This window comes from Aeribacillus pallidus (genome assembly GCF_050478865.1).
GTDB lineage: Bacteria > Bacillota > Bacilli > Bacillales > JACDOC01 > JACDOC01.
The window spans coordinates 52,981-73,172 of the sequence record NZ_JBCNBW010000004.1; the positions used below are offsets into that span (position 1 = coordinate 52,981).

The window sequence follows — 20,192 nt, forward strand, 5'->3', positions numbered from 1 at the left end:
GATAAACTTCAGTCTGACTGTTGTAAGTTGCTGAGTAGTTCTTGTCTATAAAATTGGTGCAATTTTAGGTTAGACAGGGTATTTATCTGTGAATGAGCCAAAATTGACAGAACTTTAGGTGAGAATGTAAATAAGGAGAACAGGTCTTTAGGTAGAGTACGATTCGGGACGGATATTTCCCTTTTTTCTAAGAGCAGTGGCTTTTTTGCTGCCAAGTGGAATCCCCAATCTCCGAATGAAGGGACTTCGGTTTGGTAGCTGAGGATATGCAGCCCTGAACCTTTAAGTGTTAATCCGATGCTCCAGAATACTAATGGAGCATACTCCGGCGAATGGGATTGACAGACAAGGATACCGTCTTTGCTTAGAAGGTTTGATAATTGGCCAAAGAACTCTACGGTATATAAGCGGCTTAGTATTTCATCACCTGGATCGGGCAGGTCCACAATTATAACATCATACGGATCCCTTTTTTCTTTTTTGAAATCCTGGATATCTTGCTGATGAATCGCTACGCGTTTCTCATGGAGAGAGCCTTCGTTCAGGGCAACGACCTCCGGTACATTACTGGCCATGTGTAGTATCAATGGATCAAGATCTACTAGGTCAATGTGCTTCACATCAGGGTATTTGAGAATTTCGCGAATGGCAAGCCCATCCCCGCCGCCGACGATAAGGATGCGTTCCCGTTTTTGGACCATGGCTAGCGCCGGATGAACAAGGGCCTCATGATAAAATTGCTCATCCAAAGAACTGAACTGCAGCTGCTTATCCAGATATAGCCTTACATCGCTCGTCTCAAAAATTAACACGTTATCTCCCTCTGTACCGCCATCGTATAGAATACGATGGGAACTGGAGAGCAGATGACGAAGTTCTATCAATTCTTCCGTATTCGCGTCCTTGACCTGATCCCTATGTTGGAGGTCATAAAATACGCTGCGTCCCTTTGTGGGAATGGTGTCCACTCCACTTGCGGCATAAAACTTGTGTAAAGTCAGGCATTCTAATGAGTTGATAATCGCTTGATCCTTGACTGACATAACGTGCGGCGGAAATGTAAACCATGACGTTAGATCATAAGGGAGTGAACGGTTCGGGACATCGATTTTGCTTCCTTCCTCCCAGATCAGGGCTTCCTTTCCAGCCAGGTGAAATCCGCAATCTCCAAACCAAGGTACGTTGACATGGTAGCTAAGCGTGTGAAGGGATTCGCTTTCCAGTGTTTTGGAAATACTCCAATATATCAAAGGAGTATCTTCCGGCGATGAGGACTGGCAAACCAGGATCCCATCATCGCTTAGTTTATTGGTTAATTGGCGAAAAAACTCCTTCGTATAGAATTGGCTCAGTTCCTCCGTTTCCGGATCTGGAAGATCAGCAATGATTACATTAAACGGCTGTTGCTCCGTCCTTAGGAATTCATGAATGTCGCTTTCGTAAATATGAACGCGCTTATCAAACAAGGAGCCTTCGTTAAGTTCAGTGATCTCAGGAGTTTTCTGTGCGGCATAAAGCGTTTCAGGGGATATGGCGACTAGACTGACATGGTTAACCCTTGGGTATTTAAGGACTTCACGTAATGCCAAACCACATTCTTCGCCGATGATCAAAACTCGATTGTGTCGATTAGATAAATGCAGGGCCGGATGAACAAGAGCTTCGTGATAGATCCGTTCATCCAATGAATTCATTTCTAAATGCTCGTTCCAGTACAAGCGTATATTCTTTGATTCTATTAACAGGACGTCCTGGTATGGACTGGTCCCTTTAAAGATGATTCGGTGAGGACTTTTCAATAATTGCTGCAGTTCAATCAGGTCATATTCATCACCACGATAGGAATCCGGTTGAAGACTATCAATCAACATTATCACCTCGAATGAGTTATTTGCAGCCATTATATGAAGAATTGTTATTAACGTGTGAATGATTCGAACGCAATGATCTAGATGTGCTTGAAATGAATGGAAAAAGCAGTAATCTTTAGATCTAAAGTAAAAGTGGAAAAATAGGAATACAATTTGTAACACTTTTCAGATAATTTAATATAGTAATAGTAACTCTTATACATGCAAGAGACCCTTGCATGTATAGGAGCTACATAGCACCAATTGCCCTTTCCGATAGGTTATCTTAGCCAGGTGAAGGGCAATTTTTTTATGGTTTGGAGCGGTTGTTCAGGTTTTAAAGAATACATCTTTTTTTATTTTTATAGGGAGGTCCAAGCGTATATTTTCTTTCAATTCAAAGGATCGATCCAGCTGCCCTAAATCCACACTTTCTGACGTTGAGCCGGCTTATTTGGAAAAAGTTAATCGTCCTTTGCTTGTTGGGGAAAGAACCAATGTGATAGGATTAAGGAATTTCCGTACTTTGATTGCTGATGGCAAGTATGATGAGGCTTCGGAAATTGCAAGAGCCCAGGTAAAAAAGGGTGCGCAAATTTGCTGAATTTCTTCATAACAAAGTACCAGGGATTCGAATTCCGGATGACGTACGGGCAAGGATGGCAGGCTATGAAGGCGATGAAGCAAGGACACAAGGAATGGAAATAGCTAAGGAACTAGTGGACACAGCCCTACAATTTTTTCGAGGCATATACCTTTTTACCCCGTTTATGCGGTATGAAATAACAGCGGAATTGACAAGGTACGTAAGAAATCGAGATTCTCATTCATAAAGAAGGATGAACGGAAGGGAAAGATTACAAATATTTACCATAAAAGCATATGTGAAAGCCCGTATAAAACAGAACTCCTAGCTGAGAGAATGATCGAATTCTATGATTGAAATAAAGACTATTAAGTATAGTGATTCTGATTTCAAACTAAAATGATCTACCAAAAAATGTGGTCAAAATAAAGATTGATCGCATTTTTTGTATTTGAAGAAGTAATAAATTTTGGATTAAGGGGTTTAGGTGAACCGTATCATATGTTACTGAGGATTAATCATAGAATTAATTGTAATTCCATTTTAACCTGCTTCAATATTACCTCTTGAACCGCTACTAAATAGGGAGGAGCTATTTTACATATGCACTGGAGAAGAATAGTGATTCATAGCTTGATGTTAATTATTATATTTTTGGTATCTGCCATTATGGTGAATCCGCTAACTGACGGGATTAAAAACGATACTATACGAGTTGTGGTCAAAGAATTCATACGTATTGGATTTACTATCGGAATGTTTTGGTTGTATGCGAGGATGCTCTTAAAAAAATCGAGTGCATATTTTCGTATACATAAACCGTTCAAGACGAGCATAATATGGGTTTTCGTTGGTTTAGCAATGCCACTTACAGTTATTGTATTTTATGTACTTACACAATTCGTCGTTTTTGAAAAGCAAGAACAACTTTCTCTGGAAACTGCGTTATCGATTATCATTGGTGCAATCATTACAGCATTCTCCGCCGGGGTGATCGAAGAACTTTTGTTCCGTGGATATTTGTTTAAGCTGATCGAAGACAAATGGAATGTGGTTAGCGCTGTTTGTGTAACTGCTATCGTGTTCAGTGCTCTTCACTTACTTACGGTAAGTGGGCTACAGTTGGTTGATGTTTGCTTAGTCCTTATCGCTGTCAGCTTGGTTGGTATTATGTTATCGCTTATTGTTTATAAGACAGGGAATGTATGGAATTCAGTCGTGGTGCATATTATTTGGAACTTTTTTATGAACCCAAAAATGGTACAATTTGCTCCGCAGGAAGGCAGAAGCCATTCATCCCTTGTAATGCTCCAGTTTAAATCAGATAGTATTTGGATTACGGGCGGTACTTTTGGTATCGAAGTGGCTCTTCCTGTTGTCGTGCTGTATGTGCTAATAATTGCTGGGCTCGGTTTTTGCAAAACAGGTGTTAGGAATAATTCAATCACTTATTAAAGAAAATGATTTTTGTAGGGTTGTTCCGTAAAAGCTAAAACTCTTGGCTATTTAGTCAAAATTCTATATTTTAAATTCTAAACATGGTCCAAAAATTATTTCCCACTTTTATATTTAATGGTGAACCGTGTCATAAATAAGTTTAATGCCATTAAAAGATGCTGGTATGGAAATCAACATCTTTTTATACGATTATTGGATTTATTTTATTTTCTTGATATCACAACACTGATGGTCTTGGAATATCTCCAAATGGCCACCTGCTTATAGGATTATTGACATATTTACTTTCTTCTCCGGGTGCTGTAGTGACAAGAATAATGTTTCACTTTTACCTCCATCTGAAGCAAGCCATGTTCCTGTTTGATAGTTGCAGATTCTATACCGCCTTAAGAGGTGTTTGTTTAATTATTTGACAACGATTTAGTAAGAAGTATCTGAAAGTACAAGAGTATTATATTTAGGTTAAAAAAGTACTAATTTTACGCTGTATACGAAAGTGTGTACAAGTAAACAATACGTTTACATTTTGTGTACAAAAACGTATACATGAACACAAAGTTGTATACATACTGTTAGAATTGAATGTATACAACTTTGTATACATGTATACCAAATGAAAACTTGTTTTCTTTTTGAACACAACTAATGTCTCATTGACGCTTATATGAACCTACTTTAACCTATAAATAAAAGATGAAAGTTAGTTTTTGGAACTCATTACTTTTAATTGAAGGGGATGGGGTGATTTGATGAGTATTTCTAGAATTGCAGCGATTGATGTAGGAAATGATTGTGTTAAGGCGTTATTTGGAAAGGCTATTGGAAAGGCTGATTATGAACTATACATTCCCAACGTAATTGCAAGAGACATAGAAGATAGACCTGTAATCGGCATAGAAGATTTAAATGATAAAGATCCATTGGATGGTATTCACATTCGAGTTCACTCACCAGCTTTAAAAGAAAATAATGTGATTTATCGTGTTGGGAATTTAGCAACGAAATCTGATAATGCAAATGAATTAGATCCAGGCAGTAGTAAGTCTGAAGAAGATCAAACATTAGTGATGCTGTTTGCATCTTTGGCATTAGACGCAGCAAGAAACGAAAATTCTGAATTTTTCAAAAAGAATAATAATGTTATTGATGCAAATTATACGCTTGGTACTGGCTTGCCTCTTCGTGAAGTGAAAGAAGGAAAAGATGTAGGATATCGAGCACGGCTATTAAGTTCAGTTCATCAAGTGGAGTTTTTAGTAACCCCGAAATATCAAGGGTTAAAGGTAAATATAAAATTTGACCAAGTAAAGGTATATCCTGAGGGATTTGCTGCCTTTATTAACTTAGTAATGGACAATGATTTAAACATTATAAATAGAGATTTAATAGATAAAAGAATACTTATTCAGGATATTGGTGGATTATCCACTGATATAGCCGTCATCAAAAACCGGAATGTGGACGATGATAAAGCACAGGGTTTTAATATTGGAGTATCTGAATCATTAGAAGCCATCAGAGAAGAAATTAGAACGAAGCATGGGGTAGAATTAGACAGTAGGAGAGATGTCGTTGAAATCATAACGAGGAAAAATGATAGAAATCACATCATGGTAAAAGGAAGCCGGACAAATGTCCATGATATTGTAGATCGAATTCTTTTAGAATTAGCAAAGAAACAATATCGCATCTTACGTAATGTTTGGTCAAAAAATTCCCAAACTGAAATCTGCTATTTTGTAGGTGGCGGATCAATAGTGTTGAAGGATTACATCAAAGCTTTAAATAATAGTTTAGATGGTTACAATATTGAATTTTTCGAAGATGAAAAAGAAAGTATTTGGATGATGGCAAATGCTTATTATAAGTTAATCTCTGAATTTATTAGAAAAAATAATAAAGAACTAAAAGGTAAAGAGGCGGAAAAACAAACAGTAAAAAAATAGGGTGGTTTCATGAATAAAAAGGGTATGACTAGGATCCAAAGGGGGCAGGCAATTACCTTCCGTCTCCCTTCTGACACCCCAGATCACATAATCAAGCAATTGCAAAAGTTGAAGGAAACAGAGAGAAGAAACTTTTCTAGCAAAATAGCAGAGTTTGTTTTGGAAGGGGTAAATAACTCCCTGTCAAAAGAAAAAGAGACGATCACCATTCCTCTTCCAAAATCATTAAATAAAGAACAGCGTAATTGGCTAAAACACTCACATTCAGAAGCATTGTTAGGGAGCATTGTCTATCAATTGTTAGCTGATCCCGTACGTGCGACATCAGTTCTAGCCTCTCTTAATAGCAATGCTTTAGATATTAACGATGCACTTTACCTATTAGAGAATGAAACCATCAATAGAAAAAAAGAACAGTCTACACGCGATTTAGAATTTAATAATCAAAAGGTTATAGACGAACCTAAACAGCCCCCAATGAATAGCCTTGAAGATGAACTTGAAGATGATTTGATGAATTTTGATTGGGAAGAAGAGCATTTCTCATCAGTGGAAGAGGATCAGGAGGTTCATGAAGAAGAGGATATAGAAGATCTGCTCGGAGGTTTTCTTGCTCATATGAATAAGTAAACTTTTCCAGGGCAATGATTTATCCGAATTTTAATATAAATCCAGAAGGGGTGTTCACAATGAACGAACAAAGTTTGTTTTCTCAGTACGAATTCGTACGCCAAGGGATTTTACGGACAATTAATGATGTAACGGAAGAGATGGCCAAAGAAATTCCTGGAGGTTTCCCGCATAACATCCTTTGGCAAATCGGTCACGTTTATGTATCTCTCGAACAAATTGTCTTCCACTTTGCAGGTGAACAAGTAAATTTACCTGAAGGATATGCTGAACTATTTTCGAGAGGAACGAGCCCTGCAGATTGGAAAACGGAACCACCTACTTTAGAAACGCTTCGCTTACAACTTTCGGATCAAATGGACCGTTTGAAACAAACGTTTGCTAATCGCTTAGATGAAAAAATTGCTCAACCTTTTAAAGCTGGGCCATTGAAACTAGATACGATTGGCGAATTGGTATTGTTTTCCTTATTCCATGAAAGTGAGCATGTTGGGGGCATTAAAGGATTAAAAAACGGATTAAAAATTCTCGAAAAAAATAAATAATGATATTTCAGTCACAGTCCTAGTAGGGCTGTGACTGTTTTCATATTATAGACCTTTTAACAATAATGAAAAGGTGTATCTATGAAAAGAGTAGCAAGCCTAAATCAGCTGTTTTATTTTTAGGCTATGATAAATGTCCTTGTTGATTTTTAGCAAGTTATTCACACGGCGGCGACTCCGGCGGGTACAGTAAGCCAGGCAAGAGCCATACTTGAGCGTAGCGAGGGAAGCGGGCTTGCGGCTTGCCCACGGAAAGCGTCTGCCTGCAGCGAAATGTATAAATATCAACAATATCGTTTAACAGAGCCTATTTTTAAAAAGTAAGCAAAATTACCTTAAAAATACTAATTGATAATTTTTACAAAGGTGCTATTATTTAATTATTCAAAAGATTATTTTATTCACTGGAGTGTGGTCATGCATTTATGAAAATGGTTTCTTTTAATGCATACCGAACAATTGGTATTCCAGGTGTTCACTATATTAAGCCTGAACATATGTTTAAAGAAATAGAAACCATTCGACAAGCGGATATTGTTCTTTTTCCGGAAACGTGGCAAGTACCCGCTCTTGTTTATGGGTTAAAGAAAAAAATTTTTCCAAGTATTGAAACATTACAATTAGGCTTTAGTAAAGCCGAAATGACACGAGCCTTGTGGACAGTTGCTCCAGAACACGTTCCTTATACAGAAATTTTGGCAAATACCCCAAGTAACATCGAATATATTTTAGAAACGTTTCCTTATCCATTTGTCGCTAAAGAAGTTAGAAATTCAATGGGAAAAGGGACATTTTTAATTAAAGAAGAAAAAGATTTTTATGAATATGCGGAACGGAACGAGGTTCTTTACGTTCAAGAATATTTAGAGAATGATGGAAAAGACCTGAGAATATGTGTAGTGGGTAATCAAATTTTTACATCTTATTGGAGAGTCGGTTTAGAAGGAGAGTTTCTTCATAATGTAGCACGGGGTGGCGAACTTTGCTTTGATTTTATTCCACAAGAAGCATGTGATCTCGTCCTTCAGGTAGCAAACGAGTTAAATATCAATCATGCTGGATTTGATGTCATGGTAAGCGGCGGTAAGTATTATATTCTAGAATTTAATGTTCTTTTTGGTAATCAAGGCATTCATTCAAAAGGTTTATCTGTAGAACAAGCCATTTATAAATATTTATTAAGTGAATTTATGCCGCCTTTCCCTACCTCACCAATTACATCAAATAAGATTATTTCTTAGCATGGTAGAAAGCTTTACGTGAGCGGGTAATAGCCATAGTTGAGTTCGCTTTTTATGTATCTTCAACGTAACGATTTAACATATGAAACATCCCAACCATCTACGATGAGATGATTGGGATGTTTTTTTATGATTTACGCTTCTTGAGGGTTATTTGTTATAGGTGCAGATTGTTCATCGTCTTGATTGGTTGTACGAAGCGGAATTTCTTTTAAGAAAATTGTCGTGATGAAGGCTAAAGCAACTACACCCGCACCCGTTAAAAATACACCTGTTAAGGAAACGTTCAGTGCTTCTTTTAACAGCTGAATAAATTGATCAAAGAACGGGGCAAATTCAGCTGGAAGTGACGTCCGAATATTATCAAGCAGTTGTGTGTTCATTAAAATTTGAGGATCTTGTAATTGGTTCATATTTACGTCCATGTTCGGAGCTGCTTGTGAAATGTTGGAAAGCTCGGACGCTTGTAATTCTTTCACCATGATATGATTCATGACAGTACCGAAAATGGCGACACCGATCGTACCTCCAATTTGTCGGAACGTTTGCATGGCAGATGTGGCAACCCCTAAATAACGATGACTAACAGCGTTTTGGACAGTAATTTGGAAAGTTGGCATGTTCATTCCTAAGCCAATGCCAATAATAATTAACTGAACGATAAGTCGTGTTAATGATGACTCAACTTCTAGCATCGAATTCAGGAACAAACCGATAATCATGACAACAAAGCCGATTAAAGCGAAAATTTTATATTTGCCTGTTTTGGTAATTAAGTTTCCGACAATTACACTGGAAATAACCATCGCAATGGTCATCACCATTTCGATTAAACCGGATACCGTTGCGGATTCCCCATGGACCCCTTGAACATAAAATGGGACATACATAATGGTTCCAAACATCCCCATACCAAGGAGCATGCCGGCAATATTAGAGACGGTAAATACGCTATTTTTAAAGAGATATAAAGGTAATACAGGACTTTTCGCTTTTTGCTCGACAAAAATGAATAGAATCAATGAGAGGACAGCTGTTGCAAATAGTCCAATGATTTCCACTGACATCCAATCGTATTTTCCCCCGCCCCAAGAAAATCCGAGTAAGAGCGTCATAATGAAAATAGAAAGCAAAATAGAGCCAAGATAATCGACTGGTTCTTTTTCTTTTTTCGCATGAGACGGGTATAGTTTGACAATTAATCCGAAAGCAATCAAACCGATTGGTAAAAATACCCAGAATACCCAATGCCAATCGTAGTTATCAACAATGTATCCACCAAGCGTTGGACCAAATAAGCTTGATAATCCGAAAACAGCTCCCATCATTCCTTGCCAACGGCCACGCTCGCGGGGGGTAAACAAGTCACCAATGGTTGTAATAGCTGCAGACATAATCATTCCAGCACCAAACCCTTGAATACCGCGATAAACAATTAATTGAATAATCGTGTTAGACGTTCCACTTAAAAAGGCACCTAAAGAAAAAACAGCAATACCAATTAAAATGAAGATTTTTCTTCCGTATATATCAGATAGTTTTCCTACGAGCATCGCGGTAATGGTAGCTGTTAACATATAAATGGTGAACACCCAGTCAAAGTATTCCAATCCACCGATTTGGGCAATAATTTTCGGTAAGGCGGTACCGACAATAGTCATGTTCACAGCCGCAAAAAACATAGCCGCCATGACCGCCAGCATTATAATAACTTTTTGGCGATGTTCTAAATGTTCCAATTTTATTCCTCCTCACATGGAATATTCGTTAGTAATCGAGCTTGTTTCACGTGAAACGTTAGCGATTCTTCTTTTTCTAAGTAAGTAAACAACGCATCAATTAAGTATGTTCGCGGTTGTTCTGCTTGTAGTTCGGTTTGTAACAAGTCAAGGGACGATAACATCCGTTGTTTCATTGTTTCATCCTTCAATTGATTAATACGCTCTTGAAGTTCTTCCAAAATAGAGTTTAATGCTTCTACCCGTGATTCAAAAAACACATCTTCTGGTAAAAAGTGACGAACGACCGCCTCAGTCATCACAGGTGTCGGCTCGTTTTGCAAAATGTCTTGAATGATTGTATCTAAACGTTCGGCAATATACGTTGCTACTTGTTTAATGGGTGGGTGGTGTGGTAAGGACATTAGGAATAGTAAATATTCTTTGATCATACCTTGAAGAGAAATGACCAAATCCCATACATACGGTTCAATAACGTTCCCATACGCCGTTAACAGTCGCTCTCTTTGCCAATAAAGAATGTTTGCCCTCATTCGTCGGTGTAACTGTTGGAATTTTTCATTATGTTGTGTCCCAATTTCTTTAAAAACCATCATTAAAAAGTCTTTCCGTTCGAGAAAATCTTCCATTTGTAAGGAGATTTGCTCAATTAACCACTCCCGTTTGGAAGCAAATTGGTGAATATCGACAAAACGAGATTTTTCAAAAAGGATGTGTTGATAATATTCACATACTTCGATAAAGAGTTCTTCTTTTGACGGAAAATATTTATACAACGATCCTTTTGAAATCCCGCATTGTTCTGCAATTTCTTGAACGGATGTGGTGTAATATCCTTTTTGAGAAAAAAGAGAGATGGCTGTTTCAATAATGAGCTGTTTTTTTGGATCCATTTTTTTCACCGCCTTCTGTTAAACACATATGACTAATAGGTCATTTTTTGAACTTATAAGTCATTTTACATAAAAGGAGGTAAGTCGTCAAAGAAAAGTATTTGTAAGAGAGAAATATCAGACTTTTTGTATTTTATATCCAATTGTTCTCGTGATACAGTATGATAGAAGTACATGAGAATAACAGGGGGGATAAGGGGGATGGGAAATAAATCATCTGCTTGGATGATATTAGTAGCGGCGATGTTATGGGGAACGACAGGAACAGCCCAAACGTTTGCACCAGAGGGAGCTCATCCAGTAGCGATCGGAGCGATTCGTTTAGCGATAGGAGGATTTTCATTACTGCTCGTGTTACTCCTTTCCGGGCAATTTCGTCGGTCTAACTGGCCGCTGAAAAAAACAGGAATTGCCGCTCTTTGTATGGCTTGTTTTCAACCACTCTTCTTTTCTGGGGTTCATTTAACAGGTGTCGCTATAGGGACGGTTGTCGGCATCGGTAGTGCCCCCGTTTTATCAGGATTCATTGAATGGATGTTTTTTCAAAAACGACCGTCCAACCGATGGTGGCTGGCAACTGTCCTCTCGGTTTTAGGATGTGTGTTGTTGTTTAGTCATCAAGGAGCTGTTCGCGTTGATCCGAGCGGAGTCGGGTTAGCAATGGGGGCTGGACTATCCTTTGCCATTTATTCGTCTGTAAACAAGCGATTATTGAATCAGCACTCTCCGCTATCGGTCGTAGCGGTTGTGTTTACGCTCAGTGCTGTTTTGTTAAGCCCGCTTCTTTTCGTGTATGACATGTCGTGGATATTCGAGAAACAAGGACTTTTCGTCAGTCTACATTTAGGAATCATGGCGACAAGTGTGGCTTATATTCTTTTTGCCAAGGGATTGCAATCCGTTCCATCTTCAACGGCGGTGACGTTATCTTTAGCCGAACCGCTAACCGCTTCTTTGTTAGGTGTATTTGTTGTCGGTGAACGTCTCTCAGGCTTATCTTGGTTTGGAATAGTTTTGCTTTTATTAGGACTTTCATGGTTAACATTTCCTGTAAGAAGGCGGCGTCCTGTTTCGGTAGATGAGAATACCACCATTTCGTCTCACGATAGAATATGAATCAGCGGAGGTTGGCAAGTAAATCGACAGAATAGGCAAGTAAAATCCCAATATTGGCAAGTATTTCGATAAAATTGGAAAGTAAACCGCGTCAAACGGAAAATAAACTAGGTTGAAATAGAAAAATATCAGTTCAAAACGGCAAAGGAAATAGTTTTTTAGCAAAAGAATATCAAATCAACCATTCTATTTTAATTCTATATCGGTTAATAATAGAAGTAAGAAAAAGGAACGGAAAGAGAGGTTGCACATGGAGCGAATCAACGAAGAAGAATACACCAATCAAGTGTTAAACCTTTGTTTATTGGCTGGAAAAATTATGCTCCAATACGGGGCGGAAACGTATCGTGTGGAAGATACGATGATGCGGATTGCGGCAGCGTTCGGTTTAAAAGAAACGCATAGTTTTGTTACACCGACTGGCATTCTTTTCTCAGTCAATGACGGGCCGACCAAATTAGTCCGCATGATGGAACGCTCGACCGATTTAGAAAAAATCGTATTAGTCAATAGTATTTCCCGTAAGATCGCTGCTGGCAAGCTTTCCTTAGAAGAAGCATCGTTAGCGTTAAAGCATATTGAACTAAAAAAGATGGGATATCCCATTTGGCTCCAAATTGTGGCTGCTTCTATAGCAAGCGGCTGCTTTGTAATTATGTTCCAAGGAGGTTGGAACGACTTTGTTCCGGCGATAATTGCTGGGGGCTTAGGTTTTACGGTCTTTTTGTACGTCCACGAACTGTTAAAAATAAAGTTTGTTGCTGAGTTTATCGCTTCATTTATAATCGGCATTTGTTCGTTTGCTCTTGTATATGTTGGAATCGGACATGAATTAGATAAAGTCATAATCGGTTCGGTTATGCCGCTCGTCCCTGGACTTCTCATTACCAATGCGGTTCGGGATTTAATGGCTGGGCATTTAGTCGCCGGGTTATCGAAAGGAGCAGAGGCTTTTTTAACGGCCTTTGCCATCGGTGCCGGAATTGCGGTGATGTTTTCATTTTTGTAAGGTTGGAGTGAATTTTGGATGATATGGGAGCAGTTAGTGACAAGTTTTATCGCATCTAGTGGCTTTGGCATTATTTTTAATGTTCCAAATCGCTCGTTAATCAAATGTGGATTTGTTGGAATGGTCGGATGGATGATTTATTTTCTCCTTGTCCACTTTTCGTTTGATCCCGTTTTTTCGACATTTATGGCATCGCTCGCAGTAGCGATTTTAAGTCAACTTTTCGCTAAAGTAGCCAAAATGCCAATGATTATTTTTAGTGTTTCAGGTATTATTCCATTAGTCCCCGGAGGATTAGCATACGATGCAATGCGCCATTTTGTGATCAACGATTACAACGGTGCGATTCAATTGGCCGCGAAAGCTTTTTTAATATCCGGGGCGATTGCCGTCGGGTTGGTCTTTTCAGAAGCGATTAACCAATATTTTCGTAATCGCCAATCTCAATAAATGGAAAGGGAGACCACGATGAAAAAAGCTCGTCCGATTGTCAAAGGAAAATTAGTGGACGAACAGACCCGTTGTATCCATTATCATTCCGAGCGAGATATAATCGCTATCAAATTTAAATGCTGCAAAACGTACTATCCGTGTTATTTTTGTCATGAAGAAGTAGCAGACCACCGGTCATTACGATGGACAAAAGATGAATGGAAAATGAAAGCGATATTGTGTGGAAATTGTGGTAACGAGCTGACCATTCACCAATACATGACTTGTCATTCCCAATGTCCGTATTGCGACGCTTCGTTTAATCCAGGTTGTCAAAATCATTATCATTTGTATTTTGAAATCGATTAGCGTTCTTATATCCGTTGGAAGTGTGTGTCTTTAAAATTGGTTGGATATTTTAAACCATATCCAATGAATCGATCCATTCCAATATGTGCCGACCAAATTAATCCGATATTTAACATGAATGGACTTGATAATATGACTCCTAAAAGTAAAAAAACAATCGGAAAACTATAGGTATGAAACAAGTTATAACTAAATGCACCGACTTGATTATTCAACAAATACCCTAACATAGAGAGATCGGGCACCAATAATAAAAGAAAAAACAATAACCAACTAAATTCAAAATAGGAGTACACATAAACACTTAAAAAAAAGATAGCCAATCCTTCGATATGTAAAAGTATTTTATTCAAAAACATCTCCCCCTTTGTAATATGAGATGTTCCAATTTTTATTTTCTTCATAAAGGAAACTTTTCCTTTTACAAAAACATGACGTGTGAAAATGGTAATCCATTCACACGTCTTGTTCGTTTTTTGTATATGATTTTATTTCAATGATTGTGAGTTTCCTAATTTTGAAGAAGAAATGTTGGAAACAGCAGACGGTACGTTTGTTTCTTTAACCGTAAGCTCATATATGCGAAATAATTTTTCGATGGCGTGGTGCCATCCCATTTTTTCCATATGTTTGCGCGCTTTGATGCTCATTTGCGAGCGCAAGGTGTTATTCATCATTTTTTTCACGAGTTGGGGGAAGGTGTCTACCTGTTCTGGTTCGTATAAAAGGCCGGTTTCCCCGTGGCGAACTTGTTCGAGCGTCGGACCACTTTTAGCCGCCACGACTGGTAGACCAGATGCCATTGCTTCTAGCAGAACAAGCCCTACCGTTTCGGTAGTCGAAGGGAACACAAACAGATCGGCAGAGGCGTACGCTTGAGCGAGCTCTTCTCCGTGTAAAAATCCTGTGAACACGGTGTTCGTTCCTTCAAATAATGTCTTCAACTCTTCACGATAAGGTCCGTCGCCAACTATGGCTAACCGCACATCTGGAAGTTCATCCATTACACGACGTAATTCGTGTATTTGCTTCTCACGCGCAAGGCGACCGACAAATAATAAGAGCGGCTGCTCCGGATGACCGTCCGTTAAGCGATCACGCATTTCTTCACTTTTTTTATTTGGATGAAAACGATGGAGGTCAACTCCCCGGTCCCAAATAAAGACGTTTTTAAATTTTCGTTCAGTAAGCTCTTGTAACACGGATTTAGAAGTACATAGATTTATATCGGCACGATTATGAAGAAGACGTAAATAGGTCCACATGAGCGGTTTTAAGAGGGGCATTCGATAATAATCTAAATATTGAGCTAAATTTGTATGGTAAGAGGCAATGGTAGGGATGTTTAATTGCTTTCCGTAATAAATACCGGATATTCCAAGTAAGGCAGGATTCACGACGTGAATGATGTCCGGTTTATATGAGACGAGAAGTTGTTTGACACGAACATTAGGTAAACTGAATTTTTTGGAAGGATAGAAAAAGAACGTACGGGAAGGAATTAAGTCGATGGCGATTCCATTGTATTCTGTGACTCCACCGTCTGGAGCAATCACATGAACTTCATGGCCTTGCTCAAGTAACCAGTCAATCGTCGTACATAATCTGGTAACAATACCGTCCGTTGAAGGTAAAAACGTTTCTGTAACGAACACAATCTTCATGTCAGGAACATCTCCTATTCGTATGATTTTTTACATACCGTTCCCATACCTGACTAAAGGTTACATTCATTTTGATTGTATTAAAAATTTTGTAAAAAAACACTCTTTTGACTAGAATTTAATGGTAAATTAACGATAGGTTAAAATTTTTACAAAATATGAAGAAATAGTAGGGACAATCTCTTGTATGTTGAAAAAACTCCTTACTCTTTAAAAATAAAAATGGAGAACACATCCGCATGGATAAGATGTGTTCCCCTTAATATTTATTGTACGCGATAGACTCGAGCTTCGTAAGGGCGTAAAATGACAGAATGAGTCGCTTCATGCTGAACAACATCATAGTTGTGTAATAATAAGCGGTCAGCATGTAAAGTAAGGGAAGGGTTATGAAACTCGGCTGTTTTTTTGGATAAATTCGCGATAACGACGATTATTTCGTTACCTATTGTTCTTGTATAGGCATAAATTTGTGGATGCTCCTCATTGATTAAATCATAAGTACCGTAGGTAAACACGTCATTTTCTTTTTTCAATCGGATCATTTTTTTATAAAAGTTTAAAATGGACTTTTCGTCTTCTAGTTGTTTTTGGACGTTAATTTCCCGATAATTGTCATTTACTTTCATCCACGGGGTACCGGTCGTAAAACCAGCGTTTGGTTCATCCGACCATTGCATTGGAGTCCGGCTATTATCGCGGGAAGAAGCCCAAATGTATTTCATAATTTTTTCATGCGGAACTCCTTCTTCACGCTTAATCCGATATAAATTTTTGGTTGCGACATCATCATAGTCATCGATCGATGGGAATTGAACGTTTGTCATGCCGATTTCTTGCCCTTGGTAAATAAAAGGTGTTCCTTGCATAAGGAAATACATCGTGCCAAGGGCGGTTGCGCTTTCTCGCCAATACTCTTTATCGTCGCCCCATGTGGAAACAATTCGGGGACGGTCATGGTTTTCAATAAATAGCGCATTCCATCCTTTGTTTTCCAATCCTTTTTGCCATTTCGTTAACACTTTTTTTAACGCAACGACATCAAGTTCCGGATTCGTTTCAGCATCCCATAAGCTGATGTGCTCAAATTGGAAAATCATATTCATTTTTCCTTCTTCTTCTCCAACCCAAAGGGGAGCTTCCTCAATGGTGACCCCGTTTGCTTCTCCGACGGTCATCACATTGTAATTGCCATATGTTTGATCCTTCAATTCTTGTAAATATTCTTGGATTCCTTCTTGGTTCATGTGCATATCGAATGAAGAGACATACCGCTCCCCTTTAGGATACGGCATATCAGGAAGACCGGGACGCTTCTTTATATGGCTAATCGCATCAATACGGAATCCGTCAATCCCTTTTTTTAACCACCAATTAACCATCTCGTATAACGCATTTCGCACTTCTTCGTTTTCCCAGTTTAAATCCGGCTGCTTAGTAGAAAAGACGTGTAAATAATATTGATTGGTTGCTTTATCGTACTGCCAAGCAGAGCCGCCAAAAATACTTTCCCAGTTGTTCGGTTCTTTGCCGTCTTTTCCATCGCGCCATATATACCAATCTCGTTTTGGGGAGTCTTTAGAAGAACGGGATTCAATAAACCACGGGTGTTCATCACTCGTATGGTTGAGCACGAGGTCAATAATTAATTTCATCCCTCGTAGATGTACTTCCTTTAACAGTTGTTCAAAATCTTCCATTGTTCCGAAGTCTTCCATAATGTCTTGGTAATCGGAAATATCATACCCATTATCATCATTCGGAGATTTATACATCGGGCAAATCCAAATGACGTCAACTCCTAAATCTTTAATATAGTCGAGACGTTGAATGATTCCTTGCAAATCACCGATTCCATCTCCATTTGAGTCTTGGAAACTACGTGGATAGATTTGATAGGCAACCGCTTCTTTCCACCAAACTTTTTTCATTGGCGTTCCCTCCTTTAATAGACTAAATCAATGGGGGATTTCCTCTAGAAATAGTTTCTCTCTACGAAAAGAGAGATAAACTGATTTTGTGAACGATTACAATACATGGTAAGAGACACTTCGAGTGCAATCGTTTGCATATCTATACGTAATCATTTATCAATCATTATATGATCATTCATCCTAACGTAAACTTGTCATATAGTTTAAATTACAGATAGGATATACTATGAATTATGCAATCGTTTGCATACGCCTATTGTAAAATAAACCAGGATAGGAATACAACTATTTTCTCGATATTTTTTGGAAATCAATGTTTGATATAGACATTCACCCATTTGTTAGCCATTGCATATTTTGCAGTTGAAAGCAACGAAAGGGTGAAATGGATGAAAGGAAAAGAATACCGTTACTTTGTAAACGGTAATACAGCGAGAGGGTATTACAATTTGCTTTCTTCTAACATTGAGGGACTACAAGTAATTGTTCTAGAAGCGCCTCCTTACTCCGGTCAGAAGGAGATTTTGCAAGCGATTCGTGATCATTGGCTAAACCAAGGTATGTCAGTCGAATGTATTTTTTCGGCAATGAATCCAAATGAGCTAGTTGGTGTCATTCAACGTGATCAATTAGTTGTTTTTTTAGACGGAACGTTACAAATGAGATTTCCATTACCAGCGGAAAAGATTTCGCGTATATCATTATTTGATGCTTTGGATGAGTCGCATTGGCTACAATTGGCCCCGAAGTTAGAAGAAATTCATAAAGAAATTGAGGAAAGCTGTTCCCAAGCGTACCGAGCATTTGGAGAAGCGCTAACCATTCATGATGAGTGGGAGGACATCTACATTTCCCATCTCGATTTTGAAGAAGCCAACCGATTAACCGAACAATGGATTCAACGCTTATTTCCTGAACCGAGTCATGAAAAAAAAGGATCGACCGTTCATCGTTTTTTAGGGGCAGCCACACCGTATGGTCCTGTTGACTTTATTCCGAATTTGACGGATGATGTACCGCACCGCTATTACATTAAAGGACGACCAGGATCAGGAAAATCAACGATGTTAAAAAAAGTTGTTTCGTATGCAGAAAAGCTTGGGTATGATGTCGAAGTGTACCATTGCGGGTTAGATCCTTACAGTCTCGATATGGTGATGGTAAGAGAATTAAATTTTACCATTTTTGATAGTACGGCCCCTCATGAATATTTTCCTTCACGAAAAGGAGATGAAATAATCGAATTTTATGGAACAGTGATTGACCCGACCACCGATGAAACGTATAAGGATGAATTAGCTGATATTATTTCAAGGTATAAAGAAAAAATGGATGAAGGAACGAAAAAGTTATGGACGGCAAAAGAAAAATGGGATGAGTGGAAAAACTATATTGAAAAAGTAATTAATACACAAAAAGTAGAAGAAATTCAGCAACAAATTCGTAATCAATGGATTGGATAATCTTAAAAAAGATGGAGCTGGCGATCGTTTCCTATACCAGCTCCATGTTTCATTTATGAAGAAGTAGAGTTTATTGTGGATGCCGACGGTTGTTCGGCATGTTGTTCCAGAAAACGAACGGTTGCGGCAATTAATGTTTTTCCAGCATATAACATTGATCGTTCATCAATGTCAAACTTCGGATGATGATGTGGATACATTGCCCCTACTTCAGGATTACCAGCACCGGTAAAGAAAAAGGTTCCCGGTACCTTTTGTAAATAATAAGCAAAGTCTTCTCCTCCCATACTTGGTTCAAGAGAAACAACGTTTTCGTCTCCAACAATAGAGGAGGCGCACTTAATAAGGAAATCAGTTTCTTGTTCGTGATTGATTAATGGAGGATATCCTTTTTCATAAAGGAATTCATACGTAGCCCCTGCATGATCACATAGCGATTTTAATAGCGATTCCATTTCGAGAATGATTTGGTCTTGAATCGCTCCGTCAAATGTCCGGACGGTCCCTATAATTGTCGCTTTGTCTGCAATGACGTTGAACGAATTTCCTGCCTGGAATTGTCCAACACTAATGACCGCTTGTGCAAGTGGGTTAATTCGGCGGCTCACAATTTGCTGAAGCATTTGAATATATGATGTACCTAGCATGATTGCATCGACCGTATCGTGAGGGGCAGCTCCGTGACCGCCTTTCCCTTGGATGGCGATTTCAAACTTATCCGCTGCAGCCATCGCTGGGCCTTTACGATACCCAATTTGTCCGACCGGTAATAGGGACCATAAATGGGTTCCGAAAATAACATCCACTCCATCTAAACAACCATCTTCAATCATTGGTTTTGCCCCACCTGGAGCAACTTCCTCGGCAAACTGATGGATTAACACGACGTTTCCTTTTAGTAAGTGGCGATGTTCTTGTAACACTTTTGCGACCGTAAGCAACGTAGCCGTATGGGCATCGTGTCCACACGCATGCATTACTCCAGGTACTTTTGAACGGTACTCGACGTTTTTTTCATCCTGGATTGGAAGAGCATCAAAGTCAGCACGTAAGGCAACCGTTTTTCCAGGATGCTTTCCTTTAATCGTACCGACAACACCTCTTCCTCCGACATTGGTTCGTGTTTCAATTCCTAATCTTTTTAAATAATCCGCGATTTTTTGAGGGGTTTTTTCTTCATGAAACGATAATTCAGGATATTGATGGAAATTCCTACGTAAATCCACCGTTTCAGGGAACAATTCCTCTAATCGTTGGAACAAGGATGTAAGCACAGTCAACCCATCCTCCTCTCATTTGTTTGAAATTATTCAATAT

17 protein-coding genes and 1 pseudogene are annotated in these 20,192 nt (G+C 38.7%); 11 read left to right on the forward strand and 7 right to left on the reverse strand.

Annotation, left to right across the window (positions count from 1 at the left end; translation table 11 throughout):
• Window positions 1-8: 8 nt before the first annotated feature.
• Window positions 9-1,868: a spermine/spermidine synthase domain-containing protein gene (locus ABES52_RS00850; RefSeq protein ID WP_429647987.1), complete on the reverse strand. Its 1,860-nt coding sequence runs from the start codon at window positions 1,866-1,868 to the stop codon at window positions 9-11.
• 581 nt (window positions 1,869-2,449) lie between these two features.
• Here ABES52_RS00850 and ABES52_RS00855 point away from each other — a divergent pair.
• From ABES52_RS00855 to ABES52_RS00880, 6 genes and pseudogenes are all read left to right on the forward strand, one after another.
• Window positions 2,450-2,683: pseudogene (locus ABES52_RS00855) on the forward strand (bifunctional homocysteine S-methyltransferase/methylenetetrahydrofolate reductase); the annotation flags it as partial.
• 356 nt (window positions 2,684-3,039) lie between these two features.
• Entirely contained in the window at window positions 3,040-3,891 is an 852-nt protein-coding gene (locus tag ABES52_RS00860; protein WP_429647989.1) for a CPBP family intramembrane glutamic endopeptidase, read from the forward strand.
• A 752-nt stretch (window positions 3,892-4,643) separates the two neighbouring features.
• Complete coding sequence (locus tag ABES52_RS00865; protein WP_429647991.1) at window positions 4,644-5,840, forward strand: Alp7A family actin-like protein; 1,197 nt, start codon at window positions 4,644-4,646, stop codon at window positions 5,838-5,840.
• Window positions 5,841-5,849: 9 nt separating this feature from the next.
• Entirely contained in the window at window positions 5,850-6,470 is a 621-nt protein-coding gene (locus ABES52_RS00870) for a hypothetical protein (protein ID WP_429647993.1), read from the forward strand.
• A gap of 59 nt (window positions 6,471-6,529) precedes the next feature.
• Window positions 6,530-7,015 carry a DinB family protein gene (locus tag ABES52_RS00875; protein ID WP_429647994.1) on the forward strand — a complete coding sequence of 162 codons (486 nt, stop codon included), beginning with the start codon at window positions 6,530-6,532 and terminating at the stop codon, window positions 7,013-7,015.
• A gap of 425 nt (window positions 7,016-7,440) precedes the next feature.
• Entirely contained in the window at window positions 7,441-8,256 is an 816-nt protein-coding gene (locus ABES52_RS00880; protein WP_429647996.1) for an ATP-grasp domain-containing protein, read from the forward strand.
• Window positions 8,257-8,390: 134 nt separating this feature from the next.
• Here ABES52_RS00880 and ABES52_RS00885 read toward each other — a convergent pair whose 3' ends face one another.
• Window positions 8,391-9,995, reverse strand: a complete 1,605-nt coding sequence (locus ABES52_RS00885; RefSeq protein WP_429647998.1) for an MDR family MFS transporter — start codon at window positions 9,993-9,995, stop codon at window positions 8,391-8,393.
• A gap of 2 nt (window positions 9,996-9,997) precedes the next feature.
• On the reverse strand, window positions 9,998-10,888 hold the full coding sequence (locus tag ABES52_RS00890) for a TetR/AcrR family transcriptional regulator (protein ID WP_429647999.1): 891 nt from the start codon (window positions 10,886-10,888) through the stop codon (window positions 9,998-10,000).
• Window positions 10,889-11,089: 201 nt separating this feature from the next.
• On the opposite strand from ABES52_RS00890, the gene ABES52_RS00895 reads away from it, so the two are divergent.
• The 4 genes from ABES52_RS00895 (at window position 11,090) to ABES52_RS00910 (ending at window position 13,814) form a co-directional block, all read left to right on the forward strand.
• Window positions 11,090-12,004, forward strand: coding sequence for an EamA family transporter (locus ABES52_RS00895; RefSeq protein WP_429648000.1), 915 nt, complete (start codon window positions 11,090-11,092; stop codon window positions 12,002-12,004).
• A gap of 250 nt (window positions 12,005-12,254) precedes the next feature.
• Window positions 12,255-13,013 (forward strand): threonine/serine exporter family protein, encoded by a 759-nt coding sequence (locus ABES52_RS00900; protein ID WP_429648002.1) that lies wholly within the window; start codon window positions 12,255-12,257, stop codon window positions 13,011-13,013.
• Window positions 13,014-13,031: 18 nt separating this feature from the next.
• Window positions 13,032-13,463, forward strand: coding sequence for a threonine/serine exporter family protein (locus ABES52_RS00905; protein ID WP_429648003.1), 432 nt, complete (start codon window positions 13,032-13,034; stop codon window positions 13,461-13,463).
• Between the two features lie 18 nt (window positions 13,464-13,481).
• Window positions 13,482-13,814 (forward strand): CHY zinc finger protein, encoded by a 333-nt coding sequence (locus ABES52_RS00910; RefSeq protein WP_429648005.1) that lies wholly within the window; start codon window positions 13,482-13,484, stop codon window positions 13,812-13,814.
• A gap of 5 nt (window positions 13,815-13,819) precedes the next feature.
• Here ABES52_RS00910 and ABES52_RS00915 read toward each other — a convergent pair whose 3' ends face one another.
• The 3 genes from ABES52_RS00915 to ABES52_RS00925 form a co-directional block, all read right to left on the reverse strand.
• Complete coding sequence (locus ABES52_RS00915) at window positions 13,820-14,167, reverse strand: DUF4260 domain-containing protein (protein ID WP_429648007.1); 348 nt, start codon at window positions 14,165-14,167, stop codon at window positions 13,820-13,822.
• A gap of 135 nt (window positions 14,168-14,302) precedes the next feature.
• Entirely contained in the window at window positions 14,303-15,478 is a 1,176-nt protein-coding gene (locus tag ABES52_RS00920; RefSeq protein ID WP_429648009.1) for a glycosyltransferase family 4 protein, read from the reverse strand.
• A gap of 266 nt (window positions 15,479-15,744) precedes the next feature.
• Window positions 15,745-17,409 (reverse strand): glycoside hydrolase family 13 protein, encoded by a 1,665-nt coding sequence (locus ABES52_RS00925; RefSeq protein ID WP_429648011.1) that lies wholly within the window; start codon window positions 17,407-17,409, stop codon window positions 15,745-15,747.
• 392 nt (window positions 17,410-17,801) lie between these two features.
• On the opposite strand from ABES52_RS00925, the gene ABES52_RS00930 reads away from it, so the two are divergent.
• Window positions 17,802-18,875 (forward strand): hypothetical protein, encoded by a 1,074-nt coding sequence (locus ABES52_RS00930; RefSeq protein WP_429648012.1) that lies wholly within the window; start codon window positions 17,802-17,804, stop codon window positions 18,873-18,875.
• Between the two features lie 53 nt (window positions 18,876-18,928).
• On the opposite strand, the gene ABES52_RS00935 is transcribed toward ABES52_RS00930, so the two are convergent.
• Entirely contained in the window at window positions 18,929-20,149 is a 1,221-nt protein-coding gene (locus ABES52_RS00935; RefSeq protein ID WP_429648164.1) for a M20 family metallopeptidase, read from the reverse strand.
• Window positions 20,150-20,192: the final 43 nt, after the last annotated feature.